Raw genomic sequence first — 22,892 nt, forward strand, 5'->3', positions numbered from 1 at the left:
TTAGTCAAACAGGCGCTGCAGATACCGTTCCAGCGCCACGCGCGAACTAAAGCCGTGCGGAATACCGTAGTGATCCTGATTATCACCGACCAGGTACATCGGGAACTGCACATAATCATCGCAGGTTTTAATCTCCGATGACGGATAAGTAATATGCTGACTTTTCTCTTTCAGTGTCGGATGAATAATCAATGCGGTACGACCCATACGCGCTTCGCGATTGACATAAACATAGTTCTCACCGCGACGGTAACCGTAGATCTTGGGCGTCACCGCGTCCATCTCAAACCCGGCTTTTTCCAGTACGCGTGCTACCTCATCAGGTCGTAAATACATGCTCGATCCTCTTAGTCTTCTAAAGCACCGCAACCTTACAACAGGCCGGACGCTCAGGGCTTTCGGAATTATCCATAAAGGTACCGATCCTGCGTCATAACCACTGCGTTACGTGATGATGGTCTATGCTTAGTATTAGTTATTAACGCGAAGGGAGCGAAAAATGTTTAACAAAACGACGAAAAACGATGATGTGGATATCAATCAGGATGTTTCCCTGTTGGCAGATACCCTTGACGACCTGCTGAAATCTTACGGCAGCAAAACCAAGGATGAGATCGACTCCGCACGCGGTAAAGCAGAATCACTGTTAAAAGAGACGCGCGCTAAACTGCATGGTCGCAATCGCGTGACCCAGGTGGCGAAAGATGCCGGTGTGCAGGTTGATAGCTATGTACAAGACAATCCATGGCACGGTGTCGGTATTGGTACCGCAGTTGGTATTGTGATTGGTGCGCTACTGGCGTATCGCCGTTAAGCCTGGCCCTGAAGTTTAGATCGATCCCTGCCCTGCTGGCGGGGATTTTTTTGCCCTTTAGGAAATTTCTGACGCCCGCAAAAAAAAATATCTCCGTCGTAAAGCCCGTCAGATAAGGCTTTGCACTGCTGCGCCTTAAGAAATACAAAAACACTATATCTGGTACGGTTGATTTAATTAACCACTACATCTAGTATTAACCCCATCACCCCAACACAACATCTGGCGTACCGGCTGGCGCGAATCAGGAGTAAACGGTTCGTATAAAGCGGCGTTTCCAACAACAGAGGTAAATACGAATCATGCGCATTATTATTTACACTAAAGACAACTGTGTCCAGTGCAATGCAACAAAAAATGCCATGGATAAAAAAGGTATCGACTATCAGCTGATCAATCTTGATAGCGAACCGGCTGCCGTAGAAACCCTGAAATCCCTTGGTTACCGTCAGGTACCGGTGGTGATGGCCGCCGATGAACACTGGAGCGGCTTCCGCCCGGACAAAATTTCCGCGCTGGGTCAGTTAGCGATGGCACAGGGCTAATATCATGTTTCCACTGGTCTATTTTTCCAGCCAGTCGGAGAACACGCACCGATTTATCAGCCGTTTGGGCTTACCGGCGCGGCGTATCCCTCTGGACAACGCGCAGCGTTTACAGATCGATCGCCCCTATATTCTGGTGGTGCCAAGCTACGGCGGCGGCACCGCGCGCGGTGCGGTGCCCAAACAGGTGATTCAGTTTCTTAATGATGAAGCCAATCGCCGCCTGATCCGCGGCGTGATTGCGGCCGGTAACCGGAATTTCGGTACTGCGTTCTGCATGGCGGGCGACATTATCGCGCAAAAATGTCAGGTTCCTTATCTCTACCGCTTTGAGTTGCTGGGGACCGCCGACGATATTGCTAACGTAAAAGCGGGAGTAACCCAATTTTGGCAACAACAGACAGCACTCTCATAAAACCAGCTGCCAGTACGCTGGACTACCATGCGCTTAACGCGATGCTTAATCTTTATGATGCTGAGGGCAATATTCAGTTTGAAAAAGACCATGAAGCGACGCGTCAGTTCTTTCTGCAGCATGTTATCCCCAACAGCGTGCCCTTCGATTCGCTGGCCGATCGCCTGCAATACCTGGTGGCGGAAGGTTATTACGAGGCCGAAGTGCTTAACAGCTGGTCGTTTGATTTTGTCTGTGGTCTGTTTGCCCAGGCTTATCAGCGGCGTTTCCGTTTTAAAACTTTCCTCGGCGCCTGGAAGTTCTATACCAGCTATGCGCTGAAAACTTTTGATGGCAAACGCTATCTGGAGAACTTCGAAGATCGCGTCTGTATGCTGGCACTGACGCTGGCGCAGGGCGACGAGAAGCTGGCTACCGCGCTGATGGAAGAGGTGCTCTCCGGACGTTTCCAGCCTGCCACCCCGACATTCCTTAACTGCGGCAAACAGCAACGCGGCGAGCTGGTCTCCTGCTTCCTGCTGCGTATTGAAGATAATATGGAGTCGATTGGACGCGCGGTGAACTCTGCGTTGCAGCTGTCAAAACGCGGCGGCGGCGTGGCGTTTCTGCTCTCCAACCTGCGTGAAGCGGGTGCGCCGATTAAGCGTATTGAGAACCAGTCCTCCGGGGTGATCCCGGTGATGAAGATGCTGGAAGATGCATTCTCGTATGCCAATCAGCTGGGCGCACGCCAGGGCGCGGGGGCGGTCTATCTGCATGCCCATCATCCGGATATTTTGCGCTTCCTTGATACCAAGCGCGAAAACGCCGACGAGAAGATCCGCATTAAAACCCTGTCGCTGGGCGTAGTGATCCCGGATATCACTTTCCAGCTGGCGCGTGATAACCAGCAGATGGCGCTGTTCTCGCCGTACGACGTGGAACGCATCTACGGTCTGCCGTTTGGCGATATCAGCATCAGCGAAAAATATGCCGAGATGCTGGCCGACGACCGTATTCGTAAAACCTGGATCAATCCGCGCGAGTTTTTCCAGACGCTGGCGGAAATTCAGTTTGAATCCGGCTATCCCTACATTATGTATGAAGACACGGTTAATCGCGCCAACCCGATTAAGGGGCGCATTAATATGAGCAATCTCTGCTCCGAGATTTTGCAGGTGAATACGCCGACCGAATATAACGACGACCTCAGCTATCGTCAGATCGGCAAAGATATCTCCTGCAACCTCGGTTCGCTGAATATTGCCCATGCCATGGACTCGGAAGATTTTGCCCGCACCGTGGAGATCGCCATTCGCGGCCTGACGGCGGTGTCGGAAATGAGCCATATCGGTTCGGTGCCCTCAATTGCCGAAGGCAATGCACAGTCGCACGCTATCGGTCTTGGTCAGATGAATCTGCACGGCTACCTGGCGCGCGAAGGCATTATGTATGGTTCGGAAGAGGGCCTGGATTTCACCAACCTCTATTTTTACTGCATCACGTATCATGCGCTGCGCACCTCTAACCAGCTGGCGCGCGAACGTCAGCAGAGTTTCGCCGGCTTTAGCGAATCCCGTTACGCCAGCGGTGAATACTTTAACCAGTATGTGGAGCAGAGCTGGCAGCCACGTACCGCGCGCGTCGCCCGGCTGTTTGCTGACGCCGGTATCCCGTTACCGACGCAGGATGACTGGCGTGCGCTGCGTGAAGCGGTGATGACCAGCGGATTGTATAACCAGAACCTGCAGGCAATCCCGCCAACCGGTTCTATCTCCTATATCAATCACGCCACCTCCAGTATTCATCCGATCGTCTCGCGGATTGAGATTCGTAAAGAGGGGAAAACCGGTCGCGTCTACTATCCGGCGCCCTTTATGAATAATCAGAATCAGGCGATGTACCAGGATGCCTACGATATCGGCCCGGAAGCGATTATCGATACCTATGCTGAAGCGACGCGCCATGTCGATCAGGGGCTGTCGTTAACGCTGTTCTTCCGCGATACCGCCACCACCCGCGACATTAATAAGGCGCAGATTTACGCATGGAAGAAAGGCATCAAAACCCTTTACTACATCCGCCTGCGTCAGATGGCGCTGGAAGGCACCGAGGTGCAGGGCTGCGTATCCTGTTCTCTTTAATAGCAAAGGGAGCCGAAAACGGCTCCCCTGCATTGTAATTGTAGGGGCGGCGTTCTCGCCGTCCGCATGGCGATAAAGAAAAAATTATGACCAGACTAAAACGCGTACAAGCCATTAACTGGAACCATATCGAGGATGATAAAGATCTCGAAGTGTGGAACCGTCTGACCGCCAACTTCTGGCTGCCGGAAAAGCTGCCGCTCTCCAACGATCTGCCATCGTGGAACAGCCTGAATGCGCTGGAGCAACAGCTGACCATCCGGGTATTTACCGGACTGACGCTGCTCGACACCATCCAGAATACCCTTGGCGCCCCGGCGCTGATGGCCGATGCCCTGACGCCACACGAAGAAGCGGTGATGTCGAATATCAGCTTTATGGAAGCGGTGCATGCACGCTCCTACAGCTCGATCTTCTCAACGCTGTGTCATACCAGCGATGTCGATGCCGCCTATCAGTGGAGCGAAGAGAATCAGGCGCTGCAACGCAAGGCCGATATTATTTTGCAGCATTACCATAATGACGATCCGCTGAAGAAGAAAATCGCCAGCGTATTTCTCGAATCCTTCCTGTTCTATTCCGGCTTTTATTTGCCAATGTACTGGTCAAGCCGTGGCAAGCTGACCAATACCGCCGATCTGATCCGCCTGATTATTCGCGATGAAGCGGTGCATGGTTATTATATTGGTTATAAGTATCAGAAGGCGCTGGAAAAAGTCGACGATGCGCGCCGTGAAGAGCTGCAGCTATTTGCCTGTGATTTGATGCTGGCGCTGTATGAGAATGAACTGGCCTACACCGAAGATCTCTACGATGAGGTGGGCTGGAGTGAAGAGGTAAAAGCCTTCCTGCATTACAATGCCAACAAGGCGCTAATGAATCTGGGTTATGAGGCGCTGTTCCCGGCGGAAATGGCCAGCGTTAACCCGGCGATCCTGTCGGCGCTGTCGCCAAATGCCGATGAAAACCATGACTTCTTCTCTGGTTCCGGCTCTTCCTATGTGATGGGAAAAGCGGTCGATACCGAGGATGATGACTGGAACTTTTAACCGCTACAGAAGTGGCGCCGACCGGGTGCCACCTATTTCAAATTAATGCTGTTTTATTCCCTTAATTTCAGCCGATAAGCCAGACGATTTCACGATAATAAATTCGTCACATTCCCCCTTTCACATTAAATATCGTTACCTTTTGGCGTCAATATTTCCCGACCGGATGAGAAGATTCTGTAAGAAATATTCACTAATTTTCATCTTTTTTCATCCGCCGCAATCCCTTATGGACTCTGGCATTATCAGAGATTAGTGTCTCGCGGAATTCCCCCGCCGCGCCCGCCCAGGGTTGTCAGATAATCTCAGTGTGATAGGGTATATGCCGCATTTATTTAACCTGGGCAAAAGAAGAAATATAAGATAATTAACCACTAAACGGGAATTTAATTATTGCATGGCAATTAAACTAGAAGTTAAAAATTTATATAAAGTATTCGGGGAAAATCCTGATCGTGCGTTTAAGCACATCGAGAAAGGCATCAGCAAAGAAGCGTTGCTGGAGAAAACCGGCCTTTCCCTCGGGGTTAAAGACGCCAGTCTGGCCATTGAAGAAGGCGAGATATTTGTCATCATGGGATTATCCGGCTCCGGTAAATCCACCATGGTTCGCCTTCTCAATCGTCTGATAGAACCTACTCGCGGGCAGGTCATAATTGATGGTGTCGACATCGCGAAAATATCTGACAGCGAACTGCGTCAGGTACGTCGAAATAAAATCAGTATGGTATTCCAGTCCTTTGCGCTGATGCCGCATATGACGGTATTAAATAATGCCGCCTTTGGTATGGAATTAGCCGGTGTCCCGGTGGCCGAACGTCAGGAAAAAGCGCTGGATGCGCTGCGTCAGGTCGGACTGGATAATTATGCCCATGCTTATCCTGATGAGCTTTCCGGTGGTATGCGTCAACGCGTCGGTTTAGCTCGTGCGCTGGCAATTAACCCGGATATCCTGCTGATGGATGAAGCCTTCTCCGCACTCGATCCCCTGATTCGCACCGAGATGCAGGATGAGCTGGTGAAGCTGCAATCCAGACATCAGCGCACCATCGTGTTTATCTCCCATGACCTTGATGAAGCGATGCGTATTGGCGACCGTATTGCCATTATGCAGGGCGGCGAAGTGATCCAGGTCGGCACGCCAGATGAAATCCTGAATAACCCTGCCAATGATTATGTGCGCACCTTCTTCCGCGGTGTGGATATCAGTCATGTGTTTAGCGCCAAAGATATCGCGCGCCGCAGCGCCAGCGCCCTGATCCGCAAAGCACCCGGCTTTGGCCCACGCTCAGCGATCAAACTGCTGCAGGATGCGGACCGCGAATATGGTTACGTGCTGGAGCGGCAGAAATTTGTCGGTATCGTTTCCGTCGATTCACTGAAAGCCGCGCTGGCTGCCGGTGAAGGACTGGATGCGGCCCTGCTTGAATCACCTGCTGCGGTACAGGGTGATACCTCACTCAATGAACTGCTGTCCCATGTGGCGCAGGCGCCGTGCGCGGTGCCGATCGTCGGCGAGGAAAATCAGTACATCGGTATCATTTCCAAAGGCACGTTATTACAGGCATTAGATCGCGAGGGGGCAAACAATGAGTAAGCAAACCGCAAACCCGTGGGAAACCGCGCCAGCGCAAACCGAATCAGCACCCGCTCCCGCCGCTGACAGCACCAGCAGTGCAGCCAGCAGCAGCGATCCCTGGGGTACGCCTGCGGACAGCTCCGCTAATGCTGCGCCAGCCGATGGTGGCGCCAGCAGCAGTGGCGGCGCGGATGCCTGGGGCGCACCCGCCCAGTCCACCAGCGGTGGCCATGATGCGGCGGCCAGCAGTTCTGACTGGCTGAACAGCGCGCCAGCACCACAGGCGGAACACTTTAATATTCTCGATCCTTTCCACAAGACGCTGATCCCGCTGGACAGCTGGGTGACGGAAGGTATCGACTGGGTCGTTTCCCATTTCCGCCCGCTGTTCCAGGGCATTCGCGTGCCGGTGGATTATATTCTTAGCGCTTTCCAGCAGCTGTTGCTGGGTATGCCGGCGCCGGTGGCGATTATTCTCTTCGCCCTGATTGCCTGGCAGCTCTCCAGCGTAGGTATGGGCATCGCCACGCTGGTATCGCTGATTATTATTGGCGCGATTGGCGCCTGGTCGCAGGCGATGGTCACGCTGGCGTTGGTGCTGACCGCGTTGCTGTTCTGTATTGTCATCGGGCTGCCGCTCGGCATCTGGCTGGCGCGCAGCGAACGGGCAGCGAAAATTATCCGTCCGCTGCTGGATGCAATGCAGACCACGCCGGCGTTTGTCTATCTGGTGCCAATTGTGATGCTGTTTGGTATCGGTAACGTACCTGGCGTGGTGGTCACCATTATCTTTGCCCTGCCGCCGATTGTGCGTCTGACCATTCTTGGCATTAAGCAGGTACCGGCCGATCTGATCGAAGCCGCCGAGTCGTTTGGCGCCAACCCGCGCCAGATGCTGTTTAAAGTTCAGCTGCCGCTGGCGATGCCAACCATTATGGCCGGTGTGAACCAGACGCTGATGCTGGCGCTGTCGATGGTGGTTATCGCCTCGATGATTGCTGTCGGTGGTCTGGGACAGATGGTTCTGCGCGGCATTGGTCGCCTTGATATGGGCCTCGCCACCGTTGGCGGCGTCGGTATCGTTATCCTCGCGATTATCCTTGACCGTCTGACGCAGTCACTCGGCCGCGACAGCCGCACCCGTGGCACCCGCAGCTGGTATGCCAGTGGCCCAATCGGCCTGCTGACCCGTCCGTTTATCAAAAAGTAATTTTTCAGGCGGTGCGCCAGATGCACCGCCTGCTAATACTCACAAGAAAAGGAATCACTATGCGCAAGACAGCAATTTTGGCAGCCGCCTTAGCCACTCTGGCCGCGACACAGGTTTCCGCAGCGGAAATGCCGGGTAAAGGCGTTACCGTTACTCCAGTACAAAGCTCGATTGCAGAAGAGACTTTCCAGACGCTGCTGGTCAGCCGCGCGCTGGAGAAGCTCGGTTATACCGTCAATACCACCAGCGAAGTGGATTACAACGTCGGCTACACCACCATTGCGGCTGGCGATGCCACTTTTGTCGCCGCTAACTGGCAGCCACTGCATGACGATATGTATAAAGCCGCAGGCGGTGATAAGAAGCTTTATCGTCAGGGAACCTACGTTGAAGGCGCCGCTCAGGGTTATCTGATCGATAAGAAAACCGCTGAGAAATACAAAATTACCAATATCGAACAGCTGAAAGATCCGAAGATCGCCAAACTGTTTGATACCAATGGTGATGGCAAAGCCGATCTGACTGGCTGTACGCCAGGCTGGGGCTGTGAAACGGTGATTAACCACCAGATGCCCGCTTACGGCCTGACTAAAACGGTTGAAGCGAATATGGGTAACTACTCAGCGATGATCGCCGATGTAATGGCGCGCTTTAAGCAGGGTAAACCGGTGATCTACTACACCTGGACCCCTTACTGGCTGAGCGACGTACTGGTTCCGGGCAAAGATGTGGTCTGGCTGCAGGTGCCATTCTCTTCACTGCCGGGCGAACAGAAAGATGTGGATACCAAGTTGCCAAACGGCGCTAACTATGGTTTCCCGGTGAATACCATGCACATCGTCGCCAACAAAGCGTGGGTTGAGAAAAACCCGGCGGCAGGCAAGCTGTTTGCTGAGATGAAGTTGCCTATCGCGGATATCAATGCGCAGAATGCACGTATGCATGCTGGTGAAGCCTCTGAAGCGGATATCAACCGTCATGTCGATGGCTGGATCAAAGGTCACCAGGCACAGTTTGATAAGTGGGTTTCTGACGCTGCAGCCGCAGCGAAGTAACCCCATACACGGACGGCGAGAACGCCGTCCCTGCGAAAAAGCGGCCTATGGCCGCTTTTTTTACTGGTTTGTCCTGTTAACTATAACAACATTGAAATAGTTATTTGAGTTACTATTAGCTTATCCCTGTTATCAACGTTGTTAACTGATTATGAAATCTGCCCCTCAAGGACTGAATACACCGCTGGTAGCCCTTATGTCACTGGCAACCGGTCTCTCCGTTGCCTGTAATTACTATGTCCAGCCGTTGCTGGAAACCATCGCCCGCAGCTTCGATCTCTCCATTAACCAGGCCGGTTTTATCGTCACCACGGCACAGCTGGGTTATGCCGCAGGTTTACTGTTGCTGGTGCCGCTTGGCGATATGCTGGAACGACGCGGCCTGATCGTGGTGATGAGCCTGCTGGCGGCGGGCGGAATGGTGGTCACCGCCCTGTCATCCAGTCTGGCGATGATGCTGGCGGGTACCGTGTTAACCGGTCTGTTTTCGGTGGTGGCGCAAATTCTGGTGCCGCTGGCTGCCACGCTGGCCGCCCCGGAAAAGCGCGGTAAAGTGGTTGGCACCGTGATGAGCGGCCTGCTGCTGGGCATCCTGCTGGCGCGTACCGTCGCCGGTGGTTTGGCGCAGCTGGGCGGCTGGCGCACGGTGTACTGGGTCGCCAGTGTGCTGATGGTGCTGATGTCACTGGCGCTGTGGCGCTACCTGCCGCGCTACCGCCAGACTACCGCACTCAACTATCCGCAACTGCTGGCGTCCATTTTCCAGCTGTATGCCGGTAACCGCGTAATTCGTACCCGCGCCATTATTGGCTGCCTGTCATTTGCTAACTTTAGTGTGTTGTGGACCTCAATGGCCTTTCTGCTGGCCTCACCGCCCTATAACTACTCTGAAGGGATGATTGGCCTGCTGGGACTGGTTGGTGCGGCGGGCGCGCTGGCAGCGCGTCAGGCGGGTAGTCTGGCGGATAAAGGCAAAGCACGTCTCACCACCACGGCCGGACTGCTGATTATGCTGGTCTCCTGGGCCATCACCGCAGTTGGCGCTCACTCACTTATTGCGCTGATCGTCGGGATTATCCTGCTTGATCTGGCGGTACAGGGAGTGCATATCACCAACCAGAGCGTGATTTATCGGCGGATGCCGGAAGCGCGGAACCGTCTGACATCAGGCTATATGACCAGCTATTTTATCGGTGGCGCGGTCGGTTCGCTGGTCTCGGCCAGCGCTTTTCAGCATGCGGGCTGGTATGGCGTATGTGGCGCCGGTGCGGTGCTGACATTACTCAATTTGCTGAGCTGGTGGTGGGGATTCCGTCACGAAGACCGCAGCAATTAGCCTGCAAATAGTAAATTGAGGGATTTTCACCGGCTGCGGGGTATTAAGCCCTTACGCAGTCTGGTATTGTTTAACGTTACTTATTCAGGCTGGTTATTTTTACGCATGCAACTAATAAGCAATCGGAAAGGAATAGCGTCCAGCAGTGTGATCCACACCACACTGGCGCAACCTGCCCCCTGCCTGCCTGCCAGAGATAACCGCCGCCAGACCGTTTCCCGGTCTTCCCATTTTGCCACGGTAATCTGCAGCCGCCGTCAGTATTCCTCCGGCACAGTTACGCGTAGCCCAAACGCTGCTCATTTATTGCCTTGTTACGCCAGGCCTTGCCGTTCCGGGCCGTTTACAAAGTACCTTTTAACAGACCAGCAGCACCGGACTTTCCACGCTGTTGCGTATCCTGGGTTATGGACTGACCTGGACATTGTTGATGATGATTTTGTGAGCCTGAAAACAATCCCTGCTCCAAAAGTACCTATACTTTATAAGTCACCATCGTTACTATACCAGTTGCAACTAATGAGGTTCCCCCAAGATGGAAAGTTCGTTTACTCCCATTGAACAGATGCTAAATTTTCGCGCCAATCGCCAGAAAGATTTCCCTTTGCAGGAAATTATGCTGACGCGCTTGTGTATGCATATGCAGAGCAAGCTGCTGGAAAATCGCAATAAGATGCTGAAAGCTCAGGGGATTAACGAGACACTGTTTATGGCGTTGATCACACTGGATGCGCAGGAAAACCACAGCATTCAGCCGTCAGAACTGAGCTCTGCACTTGGCTCATCGCGCACCAATGCCACGCGTATCGCGGATGAGCTGGAAAAACGCGGCTGGATTGAGCGTCGTGAAAGCGACAACGACCGTCGTTGCCTGTACCTGACCCTGACCGAGAAAGGCAATGAATTCCTGCGCCAGCTGCTGCCACCGCAGCATCAGAGTTTGCAGCATTTATGGTCTTCACTCAGCACCTCAGAGAAAAGTCAGCTGGAAGGCATCACCCGTAAGCTGCTGAATCGCCTCGATCAGATGGATGAGGAACAAGTTATCTCGTCCCTGTCGCGTTAATAGCAATATCTGCGACACAATCACGCTTAGAAACCGCTATTTTAATCCCCCATTTATCCATGCCAGCGCTTACCCCGCTGGCATTTTAGGCTCGGGACCTTGCGTACAAGGATGCACGCAACCCCGTAATACGTGAAAAACGTGGAGAACACCATGAGTGCAAATGCGGAGATGCAACCGCAGCAGCCAAACAATAAAAAGAAAAAGCGCAAAACCGCGCTTATTTTTTTGGCTGTCGTGTTTATCGTGATTGGAATCGCATATCTGACTTACTGGTTTTTAGTGCTGCGTCACTATCAGGAGACCGACGACGCTTATGTCGCCGGTAACCAGGTACAGGTGATGGCGCAAGTGTCGGGCAGCGTGAATAAAGTATGGTTCGATAATACTGACTTTGTGAAAAAAGGGGATGTGCTAATCACCCTCGACAAGACCGATGCTGAACAGGCGTTCGAAAAAGCCCAGACCGCACTGGCCACCAGCGTGCGTCAGACGCATCAGCTGATGATTAACGGTAAACAGTATCAGGCATCTATCGATCTGCAGAAAACCGCGCTTACCCAGGCAGAAGCGGATCTTAAACGTCGTGAGCCGCTGGGCAGCGCCAATCTGATTGGTCGCGAAGAGTTACAGCACTCGCGTGATGCGGTGGTTACCGCTAAAGCCCAGCTGGATGTCGCTATCCAGCAGTACAACGCCAATCAGGCGATGATTCTGAATACCGCGCTGGAAAATCAGCCAGCGGTGAAACAGAACGCCGCCGCACTGCGCGATGCCTGGCTGGCGCTGCAGCGTACCGAAGTCGTCAGCCCAATAGACGGTTTTGTCTCGCGCCGCAGTGTACAGCCGGGTTCGCAGATCACCTCCACTACCCCACTGCTGGCGGTGGTGCCGGCAAAAAATCTGTGGATCGACGCCAACTTTAAAGAGACTCAGCTCGCCGGTGTGCGTATTGGTCAACCGGCAACGGTGATCAGCGATATTTATGGCGATGATGTCGAATATCACGGCAAAGTGGTCGGCCTCGATATGGGCACCGGCGGCGCGTTCTCACTGCTTCCGGCGCAGAATGCCACCGGTAACTGGATTAAAGTGGTGCAGCGTCTGCCGGTACGTATCGAACTGGATGCCGCTGAAGTGGAAAAACATCCACTGCGTATTGGTCTTTCAACGCTGGTGAAAGTCGACACCCAGAATAAAGACGGGATGGTGCTGGCTAACAGCGTGCGTCAGTCGCCGGCTTATGAAACCAATGCGCTGGCACTGGATTTAGCGCCGGTTAATCAGCTGATTGCCGATATTATTCGCGCCAATGCGGGCTAAGAAAGCGGGAGGCTGTTATGGCACAAAAACCGCTTGAGGGAGCCCCGTTAGTCCTGATGACTATCGCCCTGTCGCTGGCGACATTTATGCAGGTGCTGGACTCCACTATCGCTAACGTGGCAATCCCGACGATTGCCGGTAACCTCGGTTCCTCGACCTCACAGGGCACCTGGGTTATCACCTCGTTTGGCGTGGCCAATGCGATCTCGATTCCGATCACCGGCTGGCTGGCGAAACGGGTCGGCGAAGTGCGGCTGTTTCTCGGCTCAACCATTGCCTTTGTGATCGCTTCCTGGCTGTGCGGCATGTCCAACAGCCTGAGCATGCTGATCTTCTTCCGCGTGATTCAGGGCGTGGTCGCCGGGCCGCTGATTCCGTTATCACAGAGTCTGTTGCTGAATAACTATCCGCCTGCCAAACGCAGTGTCGCCCTGTCGTTATGGGCGATGACGATCATTGTTGCGCCGATTTTAGGCCCAATCCTCGGTGGCTGGATCAGCGATAACTATCACTGGGGGTGGATCTTCTTTATCAACGTGCCAATTGGTGCGGTGGTAGTGATGCTGACGCTACAGACGCTGCGCACGCGCGAAACCAAAACCGAAATCAAGCCGATTGATACCGTCGGTCTGGTACTGCTGGTGGTGGGGATCGGTTCCCTGCAGATTATGCTGGATCAGGGTAAAGAGCTGGACTGGTTTAACTCGACGGAAATTATTGTGCTAACGGTGGTCGCCGTCACGTCGCTACTGGTATTACTGGTATGGGAGCTGACCGACGACCATCCGATAGTCGATCTGTCGCTGTTTAAGTCGCGCAACTTTACCATCGGCTGCCTGTCGATCAGCCTTGCCTATATGCTCTACTTCGGCTCGATAGTGCTGTTGCCGCAGTTGTTGCAGGAGGTGTATGGCTATACCGCCACCTGGGCAGGTCTGGCCTCGGCGCCGGTGGGGATTATTCCGGTGATCCTGTCGCCGATTATTGGTCGCTTTGCCCATAAACTTGATATGCGTAAGCTGGTGACCTTCAGCTTTATTATGTATGCAGTCTGTTTCTACTGGCGTGCTTATACCTTTGAACCGGGAATGGACTTTGCCGCGTCGGCCTGGCCGCAGTTTATCCAGGGCTTTGCTATCGCCTGCTTCTTTATGCCACTGACCACCATTACCCTGTCGGGCTTACCGCCGGAGCGAATGGCGGCAGCATCCAGCTTGTCCAACTTTACGCGTACCCTCGCGGGTTCGATTGGCACCTCGATCACTACCACCATGTGGGTCAATCGCGAGTCGATGCATCACAGTTATCTCAGCGAGTCGGTGACGCCCTTTAATGTCAACTCGCAGGAGATGTACCGTCAGCTGGAGCAGGCAGGTATGACTCAGCAGCAGGCCTCGGCGTATATCGCGCAGCAGATCACCAATCAGGGGCTGATTATTTCCGCCAATGAGATCTTCTGGCTTTCCGCCGGTGTGTTCCTGGTGCTGCTGGTACTGCTGTGGTTTGCCCGCCCGCCATTTGGCGCTGGCGGTGGCGGTGGCGGTGCCCATTAAAAAAGGCGGCGAAAACGCCGCCCCTGGATTAATTTCACCCAGGGGCGGCGTTCTCGCCGCCCGTCACTTTTTAACGATTAACTATTCTGACGCCACCATTCGGCTAACAGTACGCCGGTCGCCACCGATACGTTCAGGCTTTCAACCTTACCCGTACCGCCAATCGACACGCTCAGATCGCCCTTTTGCCAGGCGCTGTCTGACAGACCATCGCGTTCCTGTCCCAGTACCAGTACCACTTTCGCTGGCAGCTCAACGCGCGCCAGTGGGGTACCTTTATGACTGGAAGTGGTGACAATGGTATAGCCTGCTTTACGGAATGCATCCAGACCGGCGACAAAGCTCTCGCCGCTAATTGCCTGTACATGTTCCGCGCCGCCTTCAGCGGTACGCACTGCTGCACCGGACTCCAGCAGTGAAGCATCGTCAACCAGTAAACCTTTAGCACCAAAGTGCGCACAGCTGCGCATAATGCCGCCAAGGTTATGCGGGTTGCCGATATCTTCCAGCGCCAGCACACAATCTTTCTCGCCCGCGTCAGCAAGCCATTCACTGACTGGCATCCCTGAACGCTTCTTAATCAGGAAGCAAACACCACCGTGGTGCTCAGTGCCCGAGGCTTTGGCCAGTTCAGCTTCATCGACTACATGATAGGCCTTACGATTAGCCGCCATCCAGCGCAACGCTTCACGAAAACGTGGCGTAACCTCCTGCACAAACCATGCGCGGACAATACATTCCGGACGGCTCTGAAACAGTGCCTGACAGGCATTTTCGCCGTAGACACGTGTTTCTTCCAGGCGCTGACGACGCAGCTGCTCTGGATCGATATAACTTTTCCCGCTGATACCACCGTGATCGGGTTTGCTGTCATCTGCTGCTGCAGCTGGAGCACGTGAAACCGTACGCCATGGCGAGTCACTATGACCGCTATCGCGCCCGCCGCGAGGCTTATCATCAGCATTTCGGGAAGGACGACGATTGCCATCCTGACGAGCTGCGGCCGGACGGCCACCTTTACCGGTACGTGGATTTTGTCCACGCTTGTCATTCTCGTCATCACCGCGGACATACATCACTTTGACTTTGCCGCTTTTACCTTTAAATTCGTCGTTCATCTTTTCCTCCACCTGGCTGAGCGCGAAGCGCGCAGATTACCTGATGTGACCACGCTAAGCTATTAACTTCCACCAAAAGCTATTAACTATTATACCCATTGGGGATTCCACGTTGTTGATGTGGCAAGGTCGTCCGATAATTAGCCTCAGGAAATGCGCCGGGCGGTAAGTAAACGCTCACCAATAACCCAGATTTTGAGGTGAACAATGAATACGGTTTGTGCATCATGTCAGGCGACGAATCGCGTTCCGGAAGATCGTATTACTGACAGTGCGAAATGCGGTCGTTGCGGCAGCCAGCTATTTGACGGCGACGTGATCAATGCCACTACGGCAACCTTTGATAAATATCTGCAGGATGATCTGCCGGTAGTGGTGGACTTCTGGGCGCCATGGTGCGGCCCTTGCGTTAACTTTGCGCCGGTTTATAAAGATGTGGCGGAAGAGCGCAGCGGCAAAGTGCGCTTTATCAAGGTTAACACAGAAGCGGAACCAGAGCTGAGCGCGCGCTTCCGTATCCGCAGTATCCCTACCATTATGCTGTTTAAGCAGGGCCAGATGGTCGATATGCTGAGTGGCGCGATGCCTAAAGCGCCATTTTCTGAATGGCTGGATGAATCAATATAAGCAAGATGTCCCCGGTCAATCAGATAATATCACCGCAGGCAACCCAATACGCCTGATTGAGGGGAAACATCACGATGGCTCCGCAGCAGCTTGTCTGCGGAGGACCTCGTGATGGTCGCCCCGGCTATCTCGATCCGCCAGACGACTTCCCCGATGATTTCCGCTAATATGGCGTTTTCATTTTAATAGCCTTTTATGATCGAAAATGCTGTTCTTCGTCTGCGCGCAGAGCGCCTTGCCCGCGCCACCCGTCCGTTTCTGGCGCGCGGAAATCGTACCATTCGTTGTCAGCGCTGCCTGCTGCCAGAGAAAAACTGCCTGTGCGTGACAATATCACCGCAGCTGGCGCGCAGCCGTTTCCTTCTGGTGATGTTTGATACCGAGCCAATGAAGCCAAGCAATACCGGCCGCCTGATTGCCGATATTCTGCCGGATACCCGGGCTTTTGGCTGGTCGCGCACCGAACCCGATGCGGCGCTGCTGGCGGCGGTGCAGGATCCCGCAGTGCAGCCGATGGTGGTGTTTCCCGAATCCTATGCCGATGCCGGCCGGCCAGTGCTGAACACGCCGCCGCTCAGTGGTAAGCCGCCGCTGTTTATTATGCTGGATGGTACCTGGACCGAAGCACGCAAAATGTTTCGCAAAAGCCCGTGGCTTGACGCGCTGCCGGTGATGTCGCTGTCGCTGACCACCGTATCTGAGTATACCCTGCGCGAATCGCATGGCGCCGGACAGCATTGCACCGCGGAAGTGGCCGCCGAGCTACTGGCCCAGGCCGGTGACAGTGCCGCCGCCGGGGCGCTGACGCAGCATTTCAGCCTGTTCCGCCAGCGTTATCTGGCGGGAAAACCTCATCATCCAATCCATCTCACGGCAGAAGTCGCAGAAAGCGTTTAGAATCAGGCTTATCACTTTCTACGGGAGCCGGAAATGAGCCAACGCGGCCTGGAAGCACTGTTACGTCCTAAATCGATTGCGGTGATAGGTGCATCGGTAAAACCTCAGCGCGCAGGTTATCTGATGATGCGCAATCTGCTGGACGGCAACTTCAATGGCCCGATACTCCCGGTCACGCCGCAATATAAGGCGGTGTGCGGTGTACTGGCCTTCCCGGATGTCGCCAGTCTGCCACTGGCTCCCGACCTGGCGATAATCTGCACCAATGCCAGCCGCAATCTTAGTTTACTGCAACAGCTGGGCGAACGCGGCTGTAAAGCCTGTATTATCCTCTCCGCACCTGACAACCAGCTGGCTGAACTGAAAGCCTGCGCCAGTCAGTGGCAGATCCGTCTGCTCGGTCCCAACAGTCTCGGGCTGCTGGCGCCGTGGCAGGGGCTGAACGCCAGCTTTTCACCGGTGCCGATTGAGAAAGGCAAACTGGCGTTTATTTCGCAATCGGCCGCAGTATCCAATACCATCCTCGACTGGGCGCAGCAGCGACAGCTGGGGTTCTCATGGTTTATCGCCCTCGGTGACAGCCTCGATATCGACGCCGATGACCTGCTTGATTTCCTTGCGCGCGATGGCAAGACCAGCGCTATTCTGCTGTATCTCGAGCATCTGAGCGATGCGCGGCGTTTTGTCTCCGCCGCGCGTAGCGCTTCGCGTAATAAACCGATTCTGGTGATCAAAAGCGGTCGCAGCAGTCAGGCGCAGGCGCTGTTAAAAACCCACCCCGGCCTTGATGCCGCCTGGGACGCCGCCATCCAGCGCGCCGGTTTGCTGCGCGTACAGGATACCCATGAACTGTTTTCGGCGGTAGAAACCTTAAGCCATATGCGCCCGCTGCGCGGTGAGCGTCTGATGATTATCAGTAATGGCGCGGCACCGGCGGCGCTGGCGCTGGATGCGCTCGACGCGCGCAATGGCAAACTGGCTACGCTCAGTGAAAACACCATTAACGCTTTGCGCGCGGCGCTGCCGTCGACCGTGACTCCCGGTAACCCACTGGACTTAAAAGATGATGCCTCACCCGAGCACTATCTGACTGCGGTCAGGCTGTTGCTGGACAGCCATGATTTCGATGCGCTGATGATTGTCCATGCCCCGAGCGCAGTAGCGCCGGCGAGCGCCACCGCACAGCAGCTGATTGCCGCGATTAAACAGCATCCGCGCGGCCAGGCGGTTACCATGCTGACGAACTGGTGCGGCGAATTCTCCTCTCCCGAAGCCCGTCGCGCCTTTAGCGATGCCGGTATTCCGACCTATCGCACGCCGGAAGGCACCATAACCGCTTTTATGCATATGGTGGAGTATCGTCGTAATCAGAAACAGCTGCGCGAGACGCCTGCCCTGCCAGCGGATTTGCAACAGGATACCGCACACGCGCATCTGCTGATCCAGCAGGCGCTGAGCGCCGGACCAACCAGCCTTGATACTCACGAAGTGCAGGCGATTCTGCAAGCCTACGGTCTTAATACCCTGCCGACTTGGATTGCCAATGACAGCGTCGAAGCGATGCATATCGCCGGACAAATTGGCTATCCGGTGGCGCTGAAGCTACGCTCGCCGGATATCCCGCATAAATCGGAAGTTCAGGGGGTGATGCTCTATCTGCGCACCGCCAGTGAGGTGCAGCAGGCGGCCGATGCCATTATTGACCGCGTTAAGCTGGCCTGGCCGCAGGCGCGCATTCATGGCCTGCTGGTGCAGAGCATGGCTAACCGCGCCGGGGCGCAGGAATTACGCATTGTTGTTGAACAGGACCCGCTGTTTGGCCCGATTATTATGCTGGGGGAAGGCGGCATCGAGTGGCATGCCGACCGCCAGGCAGTGGTCGCCTTACCGCCGCTGAATATGACGCTGGCGCGCTATCTGGTGATCCAGGCGATTAAAAGCGGCAAGATCCGTGGCCGCAGCGCCTTGCGTCCGCTGGATATTGCCGGTATCAGCCAGGTGCTGGTGAAAGTTTCTAACCTGATTGTCGATTGCCCCGATATCCGGCGCCTCGATATTCATCCGCTGTTAGCGGTCGGTGACGAGTTTACCCTGCTGGATGTCACCATGGAGCTGTCGCCCTTTAGCGGCGATGCGGAAGCACGGCTGGCGATCCGCCCCTACCCGCATCAGCTGGAAGAGCGGGTCGGGCTGAAAGATGGTCAGCACTGCCTGTTCCGGCCAATCCTGCCTGAAGATGAACCGTTGCTGCAGCGTTTTATTGCTCAGGTGACCAAAGAGGATCTTTACTATCGCTATTTCAGTGAGATCAATGAGTTCACCCACGATGACTTAGCGAATATGACGCAGATCGACTACGATCGGGAAATGGCGATCGTCGCGGTACGCCAGTATCAGGGAGAGAGCGAGATTATTGGCGTCACACGCGCCATCTCGGATGCCGACAATATTGATGCGGAATTCTCGGTACTGGTGCGCTCTGACCTGAAAGGGCTGGGCTTAGGCCGCCGTTTACTGGAAAAAATGATCGTCTATACGCGTGAGCATGGTCTGCAACAACTTAACGGCATCACCATGCCGGGTAATCGTGGCATGATCACGCTGGCGCGCAAACTGGGGTTTGCCATCGATATTCAGCTGGAAGACGGCATTGTCGCTCTGGCGTTACCCCTTGCCGCAACCAGCAGCTAACCTTGTAGAGAAAGGTAAAATTAACGCCTTCCGCTGCAGTTGATGTTAATATTGTTGGTTACAGTCATGATTTAATGGCAAAAGGCCATTCAATGAACAGAGAAGAAGCGCACTGTGATGTTGTCCAAATTTAAGCGCAATAAACACCAACAACACCTTGCACAACTGCCAAAACTGTCTCAGTCAGTAGCTGATGTGACAACGCTGTTTTCACCGAACGATTTTCGCGAGACATTGCTGGAAAAAATCGCCGGTGCGACACGTCGCATCTGTATTGTGGCACTCTATCTGGAAAATGATGATGCCGGTCGCGGCATTATGTCAGCGCTGTATGCGGCGAAGCGCGCCCGTCCGGAAGTTGAGATTAGCGTACTGGTTGACTGGCATCGTGCTCAGCGTGGGCGTATTGGCGCCGCAGCAGCGGCCACCAATGCGGACTGGTATTGTGAGATGGCGGCGAATAATCCCGAGATCGCCATTCCGGTGTACGGCATTCCGGTCAACACCCGCGAAGCGCTTGGCGTATTGCATCTGAAAGGCTTTATTATTGATGACTGCGTGCTGTATAGCGGTGCCAGCATCAATGATGTCTATCTGCATCAGCATGATAAATACCGTTATGACCGCTATCAGCTGATCCGCAATCCGCAGCTGGCGGACACCATGCTGACATGGATCGATAATAATCTGAAGGCGGCCGAAGCGGTTCATCGTCTCGATCGCCTTGAGCGACCAAAAAGCCCTGAAATCAAAAATGAAACCCGTCAGTTCCGCCAGGATCTGCGCGGCTTTGATTATCAGTTTACCGGTAATGCCAACAATGAAGAGCTGGCGGTAACGCCGTTGGTCGGTCTCGGCAAACGCAGCCTGCTGAATAAAACCATCTACCATCTGATGCCTTGTGCCGAGCAGAAGCTGACGATCTGTACGCCATACTTCAACCTGCCTGCTCTGCTGGCGCGCAATATTATTTATTTGCTGCGTCAGGGCAAAGAGGTGGAGATTATCATCGGCGATAAGACCGCCAATGACTTCTATATCCCGGAAGATCAGCCATTTAAGATTATTGGCGCACTGCCCTATTTGTATGAGATTAACCTGCGCCGTTTCCTTAGCCGCCTGCAATACTATGTCACCAGCGGACAGCTGACGGTCAGATTGTGGAAAGATGGCGAAAACAGTTATCACCTGAAAGGTATGTGGGTGGATGACGAATGGATGCTGATTACCGGTAATAACCTCAATCCACGTGCATGGCGGCTGGATCTGGAAAATGCTGTATTGATCCACGATCCGCTGCAGCAGCTGGCAGAGCAACGCGAACGCGAACTGGCGTTGATCCGTACCCATACTTCCGTGGTAAAACATTTCCGTGACTTAGACAGTATTGCCGATTATCCGGTTAAAGTTCGCAAGCTGATCCGACGCTTACGCCGTATTCGTATCGATAAGTTGATCAGCCGTATTCTTTGATCCATTCCCCTCCCCCCTCTGTGGGGGAGGGTCGGAGCGGTTAATCTTATGGTGAAATACCTGCTGCTGCTGCCGCTGCTGCTCTGTTCTGGTTGTACTCATATGGCGCAGGATAACTGGACCGGCGAGGACAAAGCACAGCACTTTATCGCCTCTGCAGTGTTTTCTGCGGCGGGTAATGAGTATGGGCAAAAACAGCACTGGAGCGATACGCGCAGTAACAGCTTTGGGCTGATGTTCGCTATTAGCCTCGGCGCGGCGAAAGAGTTATATGACAGTCGCGCCGCAGGCACTGGCTGGAGCTGGAAGGATTTTAGCTGGGATATAGCCGGTGCTGCCACCGGCTACGCATTATGGAATATCGGCCAGTAATCAGAGCTTGATCCCTTTCCCCCGACGGTGCAGCAGCAACGAAACAATAAATGCCACCGCCGCCATCACCGAGACATACCAGAAGAAGCTGGTTTCATGCCCTGCCGCCTTCAGTGATAACGCCACATACTCCGCAGAACCACCAAAAATCGCATTCGCTACCGCATAGGACAGTCCGACACCCAGCGCACGTACTTCCGGTGGAAACATCTCTGCTTTCAGAATACCGCTGATCGAGGTGTAAAAACTGGTGATCAACAGTGCGACCATTACCAGCGCAAAGGCGATCCAGCTATTATCAACACTTTGCAGGATCGTCAGGATCGGCACCGTCAGCACCGCGGCAAAACCGCCAAAGATCAGCATTGAACTGCGACGGCCAATTTTATCGGACAGCGCACCAATTAACGGCTGCACCAGCATAAACACAAACAATGCACCGGTCATCAGCGCGCTGGCACTTTTCGCATCCATACCTGAGGTATTCACCAGATATTTCTGCATATAGGTGGTGAAAGTGTAGAAACTTAGCGAACCACCGGCGGTAAAGCCCAGCACCATAATAAACGCCCGACGATGTTTCCACAGGCCACGCAGGCTGCCAGCATCTTTATGTGCGCGGGTTTTATTGTCGGAAGTTTCATCCAGTGAACGTCGCAGAAAAAGCGCGACTACCGCCAGTACCGCTCCCAGGGCAAACGGAATACGCCAGCCCCAGCTATGCAGATCTTCATCCGACAGGATCTGTTGCAGGATCACCACCGTTAACAGCGCCAGTAACTGCCCGCCAATTAAGGTGACATACTGGAACGAGGCATAGAAACCTTTGCGCCCTTCCACCGCCACTTCACTCATATAGGTGGCGCTGGTGCCATATTCGCCCCCGACCGACAGCCCCTGGAACAGACGCGCCAGCAACAGCAATACCGGCGCCCAGATACCCAGCGTGGCATAACCTGGCAGGCAGGCGATCACCAGCGAGCCAAAGCACATCATGCAGACAGAGATCAGCATCGATGTTTTACGACCATGTTTATCCGCGATATAACCGAACAACCAGCCGCCAATCGGACGCATCAGAAAGCCGGCGGCAAATACCCCGGCCGTTTGTACCAGCTGGGTAGTGCTGTTGCCTGTAGGGAAGAAGATATGGGCAAAATAGAGTGAGCAAAAAGAATAGACATAGAAATCGAACCACTCCACCAGATTTCCAGAAGAGGCGCCAACGATGGCCCAAATACGTTTCCTGGTCTGTTGCGCGGTTTCAGCCTGCGGTTGATCTTGTTCTGTTATCAGGTCGGCCATTAAATACCCTCTTTTCCTTGCTGATAAAATCAGCACCAAAGAGATCAGTAAAGCACTTCGGCGATCACTAAATCAAATTTTTTGCATTATGATTGCAACAATATGATTTAGGTAACGTTTTGACGAATTTTAGCGAATAAATGGCGGCTATTTTCAGGGGTTATTGCTGATTTTTGACAATATCAAGACGCAAAAAACCCTCATGCTTTCGCATGAGGGTTATCGCAATTTGATGCCTGGCAGTTCCCTACTCTCGCATGGGGAGACCCCACACTACCATCGGCGCTACGGCGTTTCACTTCTGAGTTCGGCATGGGGTCAGGTGGGACCACCGCGCTAAA

At 54.0% G+C, this 22,892-nt stretch carries 20 protein-coding genes and 1 rRNA gene; 17 read left to right on the forward strand and 4 right to left on the reverse strand.

All coding sequences use genetic code 11. The features are described from left to right. The gene (locus N5923_RS07715) at positions 1-336 is read right to left on the reverse strand and encodes a DUF2002 family protein (protein WP_267143211.1); all 336 of its coding nucleotides are present in this window, start codon (positions 334-336) and stop codon (positions 1-3) included. A gap of 163 nt (positions 337-499) precedes the next feature. Between N5923_RS07715 and N5923_RS07720 the strand changes: the two genes are divergently transcribed. The 12 genes from N5923_RS07720 (at position 500) to emrB (ending at position 14,068) form a co-directional block, all read left to right on the forward strand. Then, positions 500-814, forward strand: coding sequence for a DUF883 family protein (locus N5923_RS07720; protein ID WP_267143210.1), 315 nt, complete (start codon positions 500-502; stop codon positions 812-814). Between the two features lie 302 nt (positions 815-1,116). Beyond that, positions 1,117-1,359, forward strand: a complete 243-nt coding sequence (nrdH, locus tag N5923_RS07725; RefSeq protein WP_267143209.1) for a glutaredoxin-like protein NrdH — start codon at positions 1,117-1,119, stop codon at positions 1,357-1,359. A 4-nt stretch (positions 1,360-1,363) separates the two neighbouring features. After that, on the forward strand, positions 1,364-1,774 hold the full coding sequence (gene nrdI, locus N5923_RS07730; protein ID WP_267143208.1) for a class Ib ribonucleoside-diphosphate reductase assembly flavoprotein NrdI: 411 nt from the start codon (positions 1,364-1,366) through the stop codon (positions 1,772-1,774). Beyond that, positions 1,747-3,897, forward strand: coding sequence for a class 1b ribonucleoside-diphosphate reductase subunit alpha (gene nrdE / locus N5923_RS07735; protein WP_267143207.1), 2,151 nt, complete (start codon positions 1,747-1,749; stop codon positions 3,895-3,897). The genes nrdI and nrdE overlap by 28 nt, the downstream gene beginning before the upstream one ends. 86 nt (positions 3,898-3,983) lie before the next feature. Continuing rightward, entirely contained in the window at positions 3,984-4,946 is a 963-nt protein-coding gene (gene nrdF, locus N5923_RS07740; RefSeq protein WP_267143206.1) for a class 1b ribonucleoside-diphosphate reductase subunit beta, read from the forward strand. A 397-nt stretch (positions 4,947-5,343) separates the two neighbouring features. Next, positions 5,344-6,543 carry a glycine betaine/L-proline ABC transporter ATP-binding protein ProV gene (proV, locus tag N5923_RS07745; RefSeq protein ID WP_267143205.1) on the forward strand — a complete coding sequence of 400 codons (1,200 nt, stop codon included), beginning with the start codon at positions 5,344-5,346 and terminating at the stop codon, positions 6,541-6,543. Then, positions 6,536-7,735 carry a glycine betaine/L-proline ABC transporter permease ProW gene (proW, locus tag N5923_RS07750; protein WP_267143204.1) on the forward strand — a complete coding sequence of 400 codons (1,200 nt, stop codon included), beginning with the start codon at positions 6,536-6,538 and terminating at the stop codon, positions 7,733-7,735. Before proV ends, proW begins: the two co-directional genes overlap by 8 nt. Before the next feature lie 59 nt (positions 7,736-7,794). After that, positions 7,795-8,790: a glycine betaine/L-proline ABC transporter substrate-binding protein ProX gene (gene proX, locus N5923_RS07755; RefSeq protein WP_267143203.1), complete on the forward strand. Its 996-nt coding sequence runs from the start codon at positions 7,795-7,797 to the stop codon at positions 8,788-8,790. Positions 8,791-8,941: 151 nt separating this feature from the next. Continuing rightward, a complete protein-coding gene (locus N5923_RS07760) occupies positions 8,942-10,126 on the forward strand; it encodes an MFS transporter (RefSeq protein ID WP_407704408.1) in 1,185 nt (394 codons plus the stop codon). Positions 10,127-10,661: 535 nt separating this feature from the next. Next, the gene (gene mprA / locus N5923_RS07765) at positions 10,662-11,192 is read left to right on the forward strand and encodes a transcriptional repressor MprA (protein WP_267143201.1); all 531 of its coding nucleotides are present in this window, start codon (positions 10,662-10,664) and stop codon (positions 11,190-11,192) included. Between the two features lie 153 nt (positions 11,193-11,345). Next, complete coding sequence (emrA, locus tag N5923_RS07770; RefSeq protein WP_267143200.1) at positions 11,346-12,515, forward strand: multidrug efflux MFS transporter periplasmic adaptor subunit EmrA; 1,170 nt, start codon at positions 11,346-11,348, stop codon at positions 12,513-12,515. A 17-nt stretch (positions 12,516-12,532) separates the two neighbouring features. Continuing rightward, on the forward strand, positions 12,533-14,068 hold the full coding sequence (gene emrB, locus N5923_RS07775; protein WP_267143199.1) for a multidrug efflux MFS transporter permease subunit EmrB: 1,536 nt from the start codon (positions 12,533-12,535) through the stop codon (positions 14,066-14,068). 77 nt (positions 14,069-14,145) lie between these two features. Here emrB and N5923_RS07780 read toward each other — a convergent pair whose 3' ends face one another. Next, entirely contained in the window at positions 14,146-15,186 is a 1,041-nt protein-coding gene (locus tag N5923_RS07780) for a tRNA/rRNA methyltransferase (protein ID WP_267143198.1), read from the reverse strand. 207 nt (positions 15,187-15,393) lie between these two features. Here N5923_RS07780 and trxC point away from each other — a divergent pair, with 207 nt between their 5' ends. The 5 genes from trxC (at position 15,394) to N5923_RS07810 (ending at position 21,246) form a co-directional block, all read left to right on the forward strand. After that, complete coding sequence (gene trxC, locus N5923_RS07785; RefSeq protein ID WP_267143197.1) at positions 15,394-15,813, forward strand: thioredoxin TrxC; 420 nt, start codon at positions 15,394-15,396, stop codon at positions 15,811-15,813. Positions 15,814-16,008: 195 nt separating this feature from the next. Continuing rightward, positions 16,009-16,710 (forward strand): tRNA-uridine aminocarboxypropyltransferase, encoded by a 702-nt coding sequence (locus N5923_RS07790; RefSeq protein WP_267143196.1) that lies wholly within the window; start codon positions 16,009-16,011, stop codon positions 16,708-16,710. Positions 16,711-16,743: 33 nt separating this feature from the next. Beyond that, positions 16,744-19,401, forward strand: coding sequence for a bifunctional acetate--CoA ligase family protein/GNAT family N-acetyltransferase (locus tag N5923_RS07795; RefSeq protein WP_267143195.1), 2,658 nt, complete (start codon positions 16,744-16,746; stop codon positions 19,399-19,401). Positions 19,402-19,518: 117 nt separating this feature from the next. Continuing rightward, positions 19,519-20,874 (forward strand): CDP-diacylglycerol--serine O-phosphatidyltransferase, encoded by a 1,356-nt coding sequence (pssA, locus tag N5923_RS07805; RefSeq protein ID WP_267143338.1) that lies wholly within the window; start codon positions 19,519-19,521, stop codon positions 20,872-20,874. A gap of 48 nt (positions 20,875-20,922) precedes the next feature. Next, positions 20,923-21,246, forward strand: a complete 324-nt coding sequence (locus N5923_RS07810; RefSeq protein ID WP_267143194.1) for a YfiM family lipoprotein — start codon at positions 20,923-20,925, stop codon at positions 21,244-21,246. Here the strand turns inward: N5923_RS07810 and N5923_RS07815 are convergent, their stop codons facing one another. Next, entirely contained in the window at positions 21,247-22,551 is a 1,305-nt protein-coding gene (locus N5923_RS07815; RefSeq protein WP_267143193.1) for an MFS transporter, read from the reverse strand. Positions 22,552-22,785: 234 nt separating this feature from the next. After that, positions 22,786-22,892: ribosomal RNA gene (gene rrf, locus N5923_RS07820) — 5S ribosomal RNA — on the reverse strand; the annotation flags it as partial.

The sequence above is a fragment of the Winslowiella arboricola genome, from assembly GCF_025527015.1.
In the GTDB taxonomy this organism is placed as follows: domain Bacteria; phylum Pseudomonadota; class Gammaproteobacteria; order Enterobacterales; family Enterobacteriaceae; genus Erwinia; species Erwinia arboricola.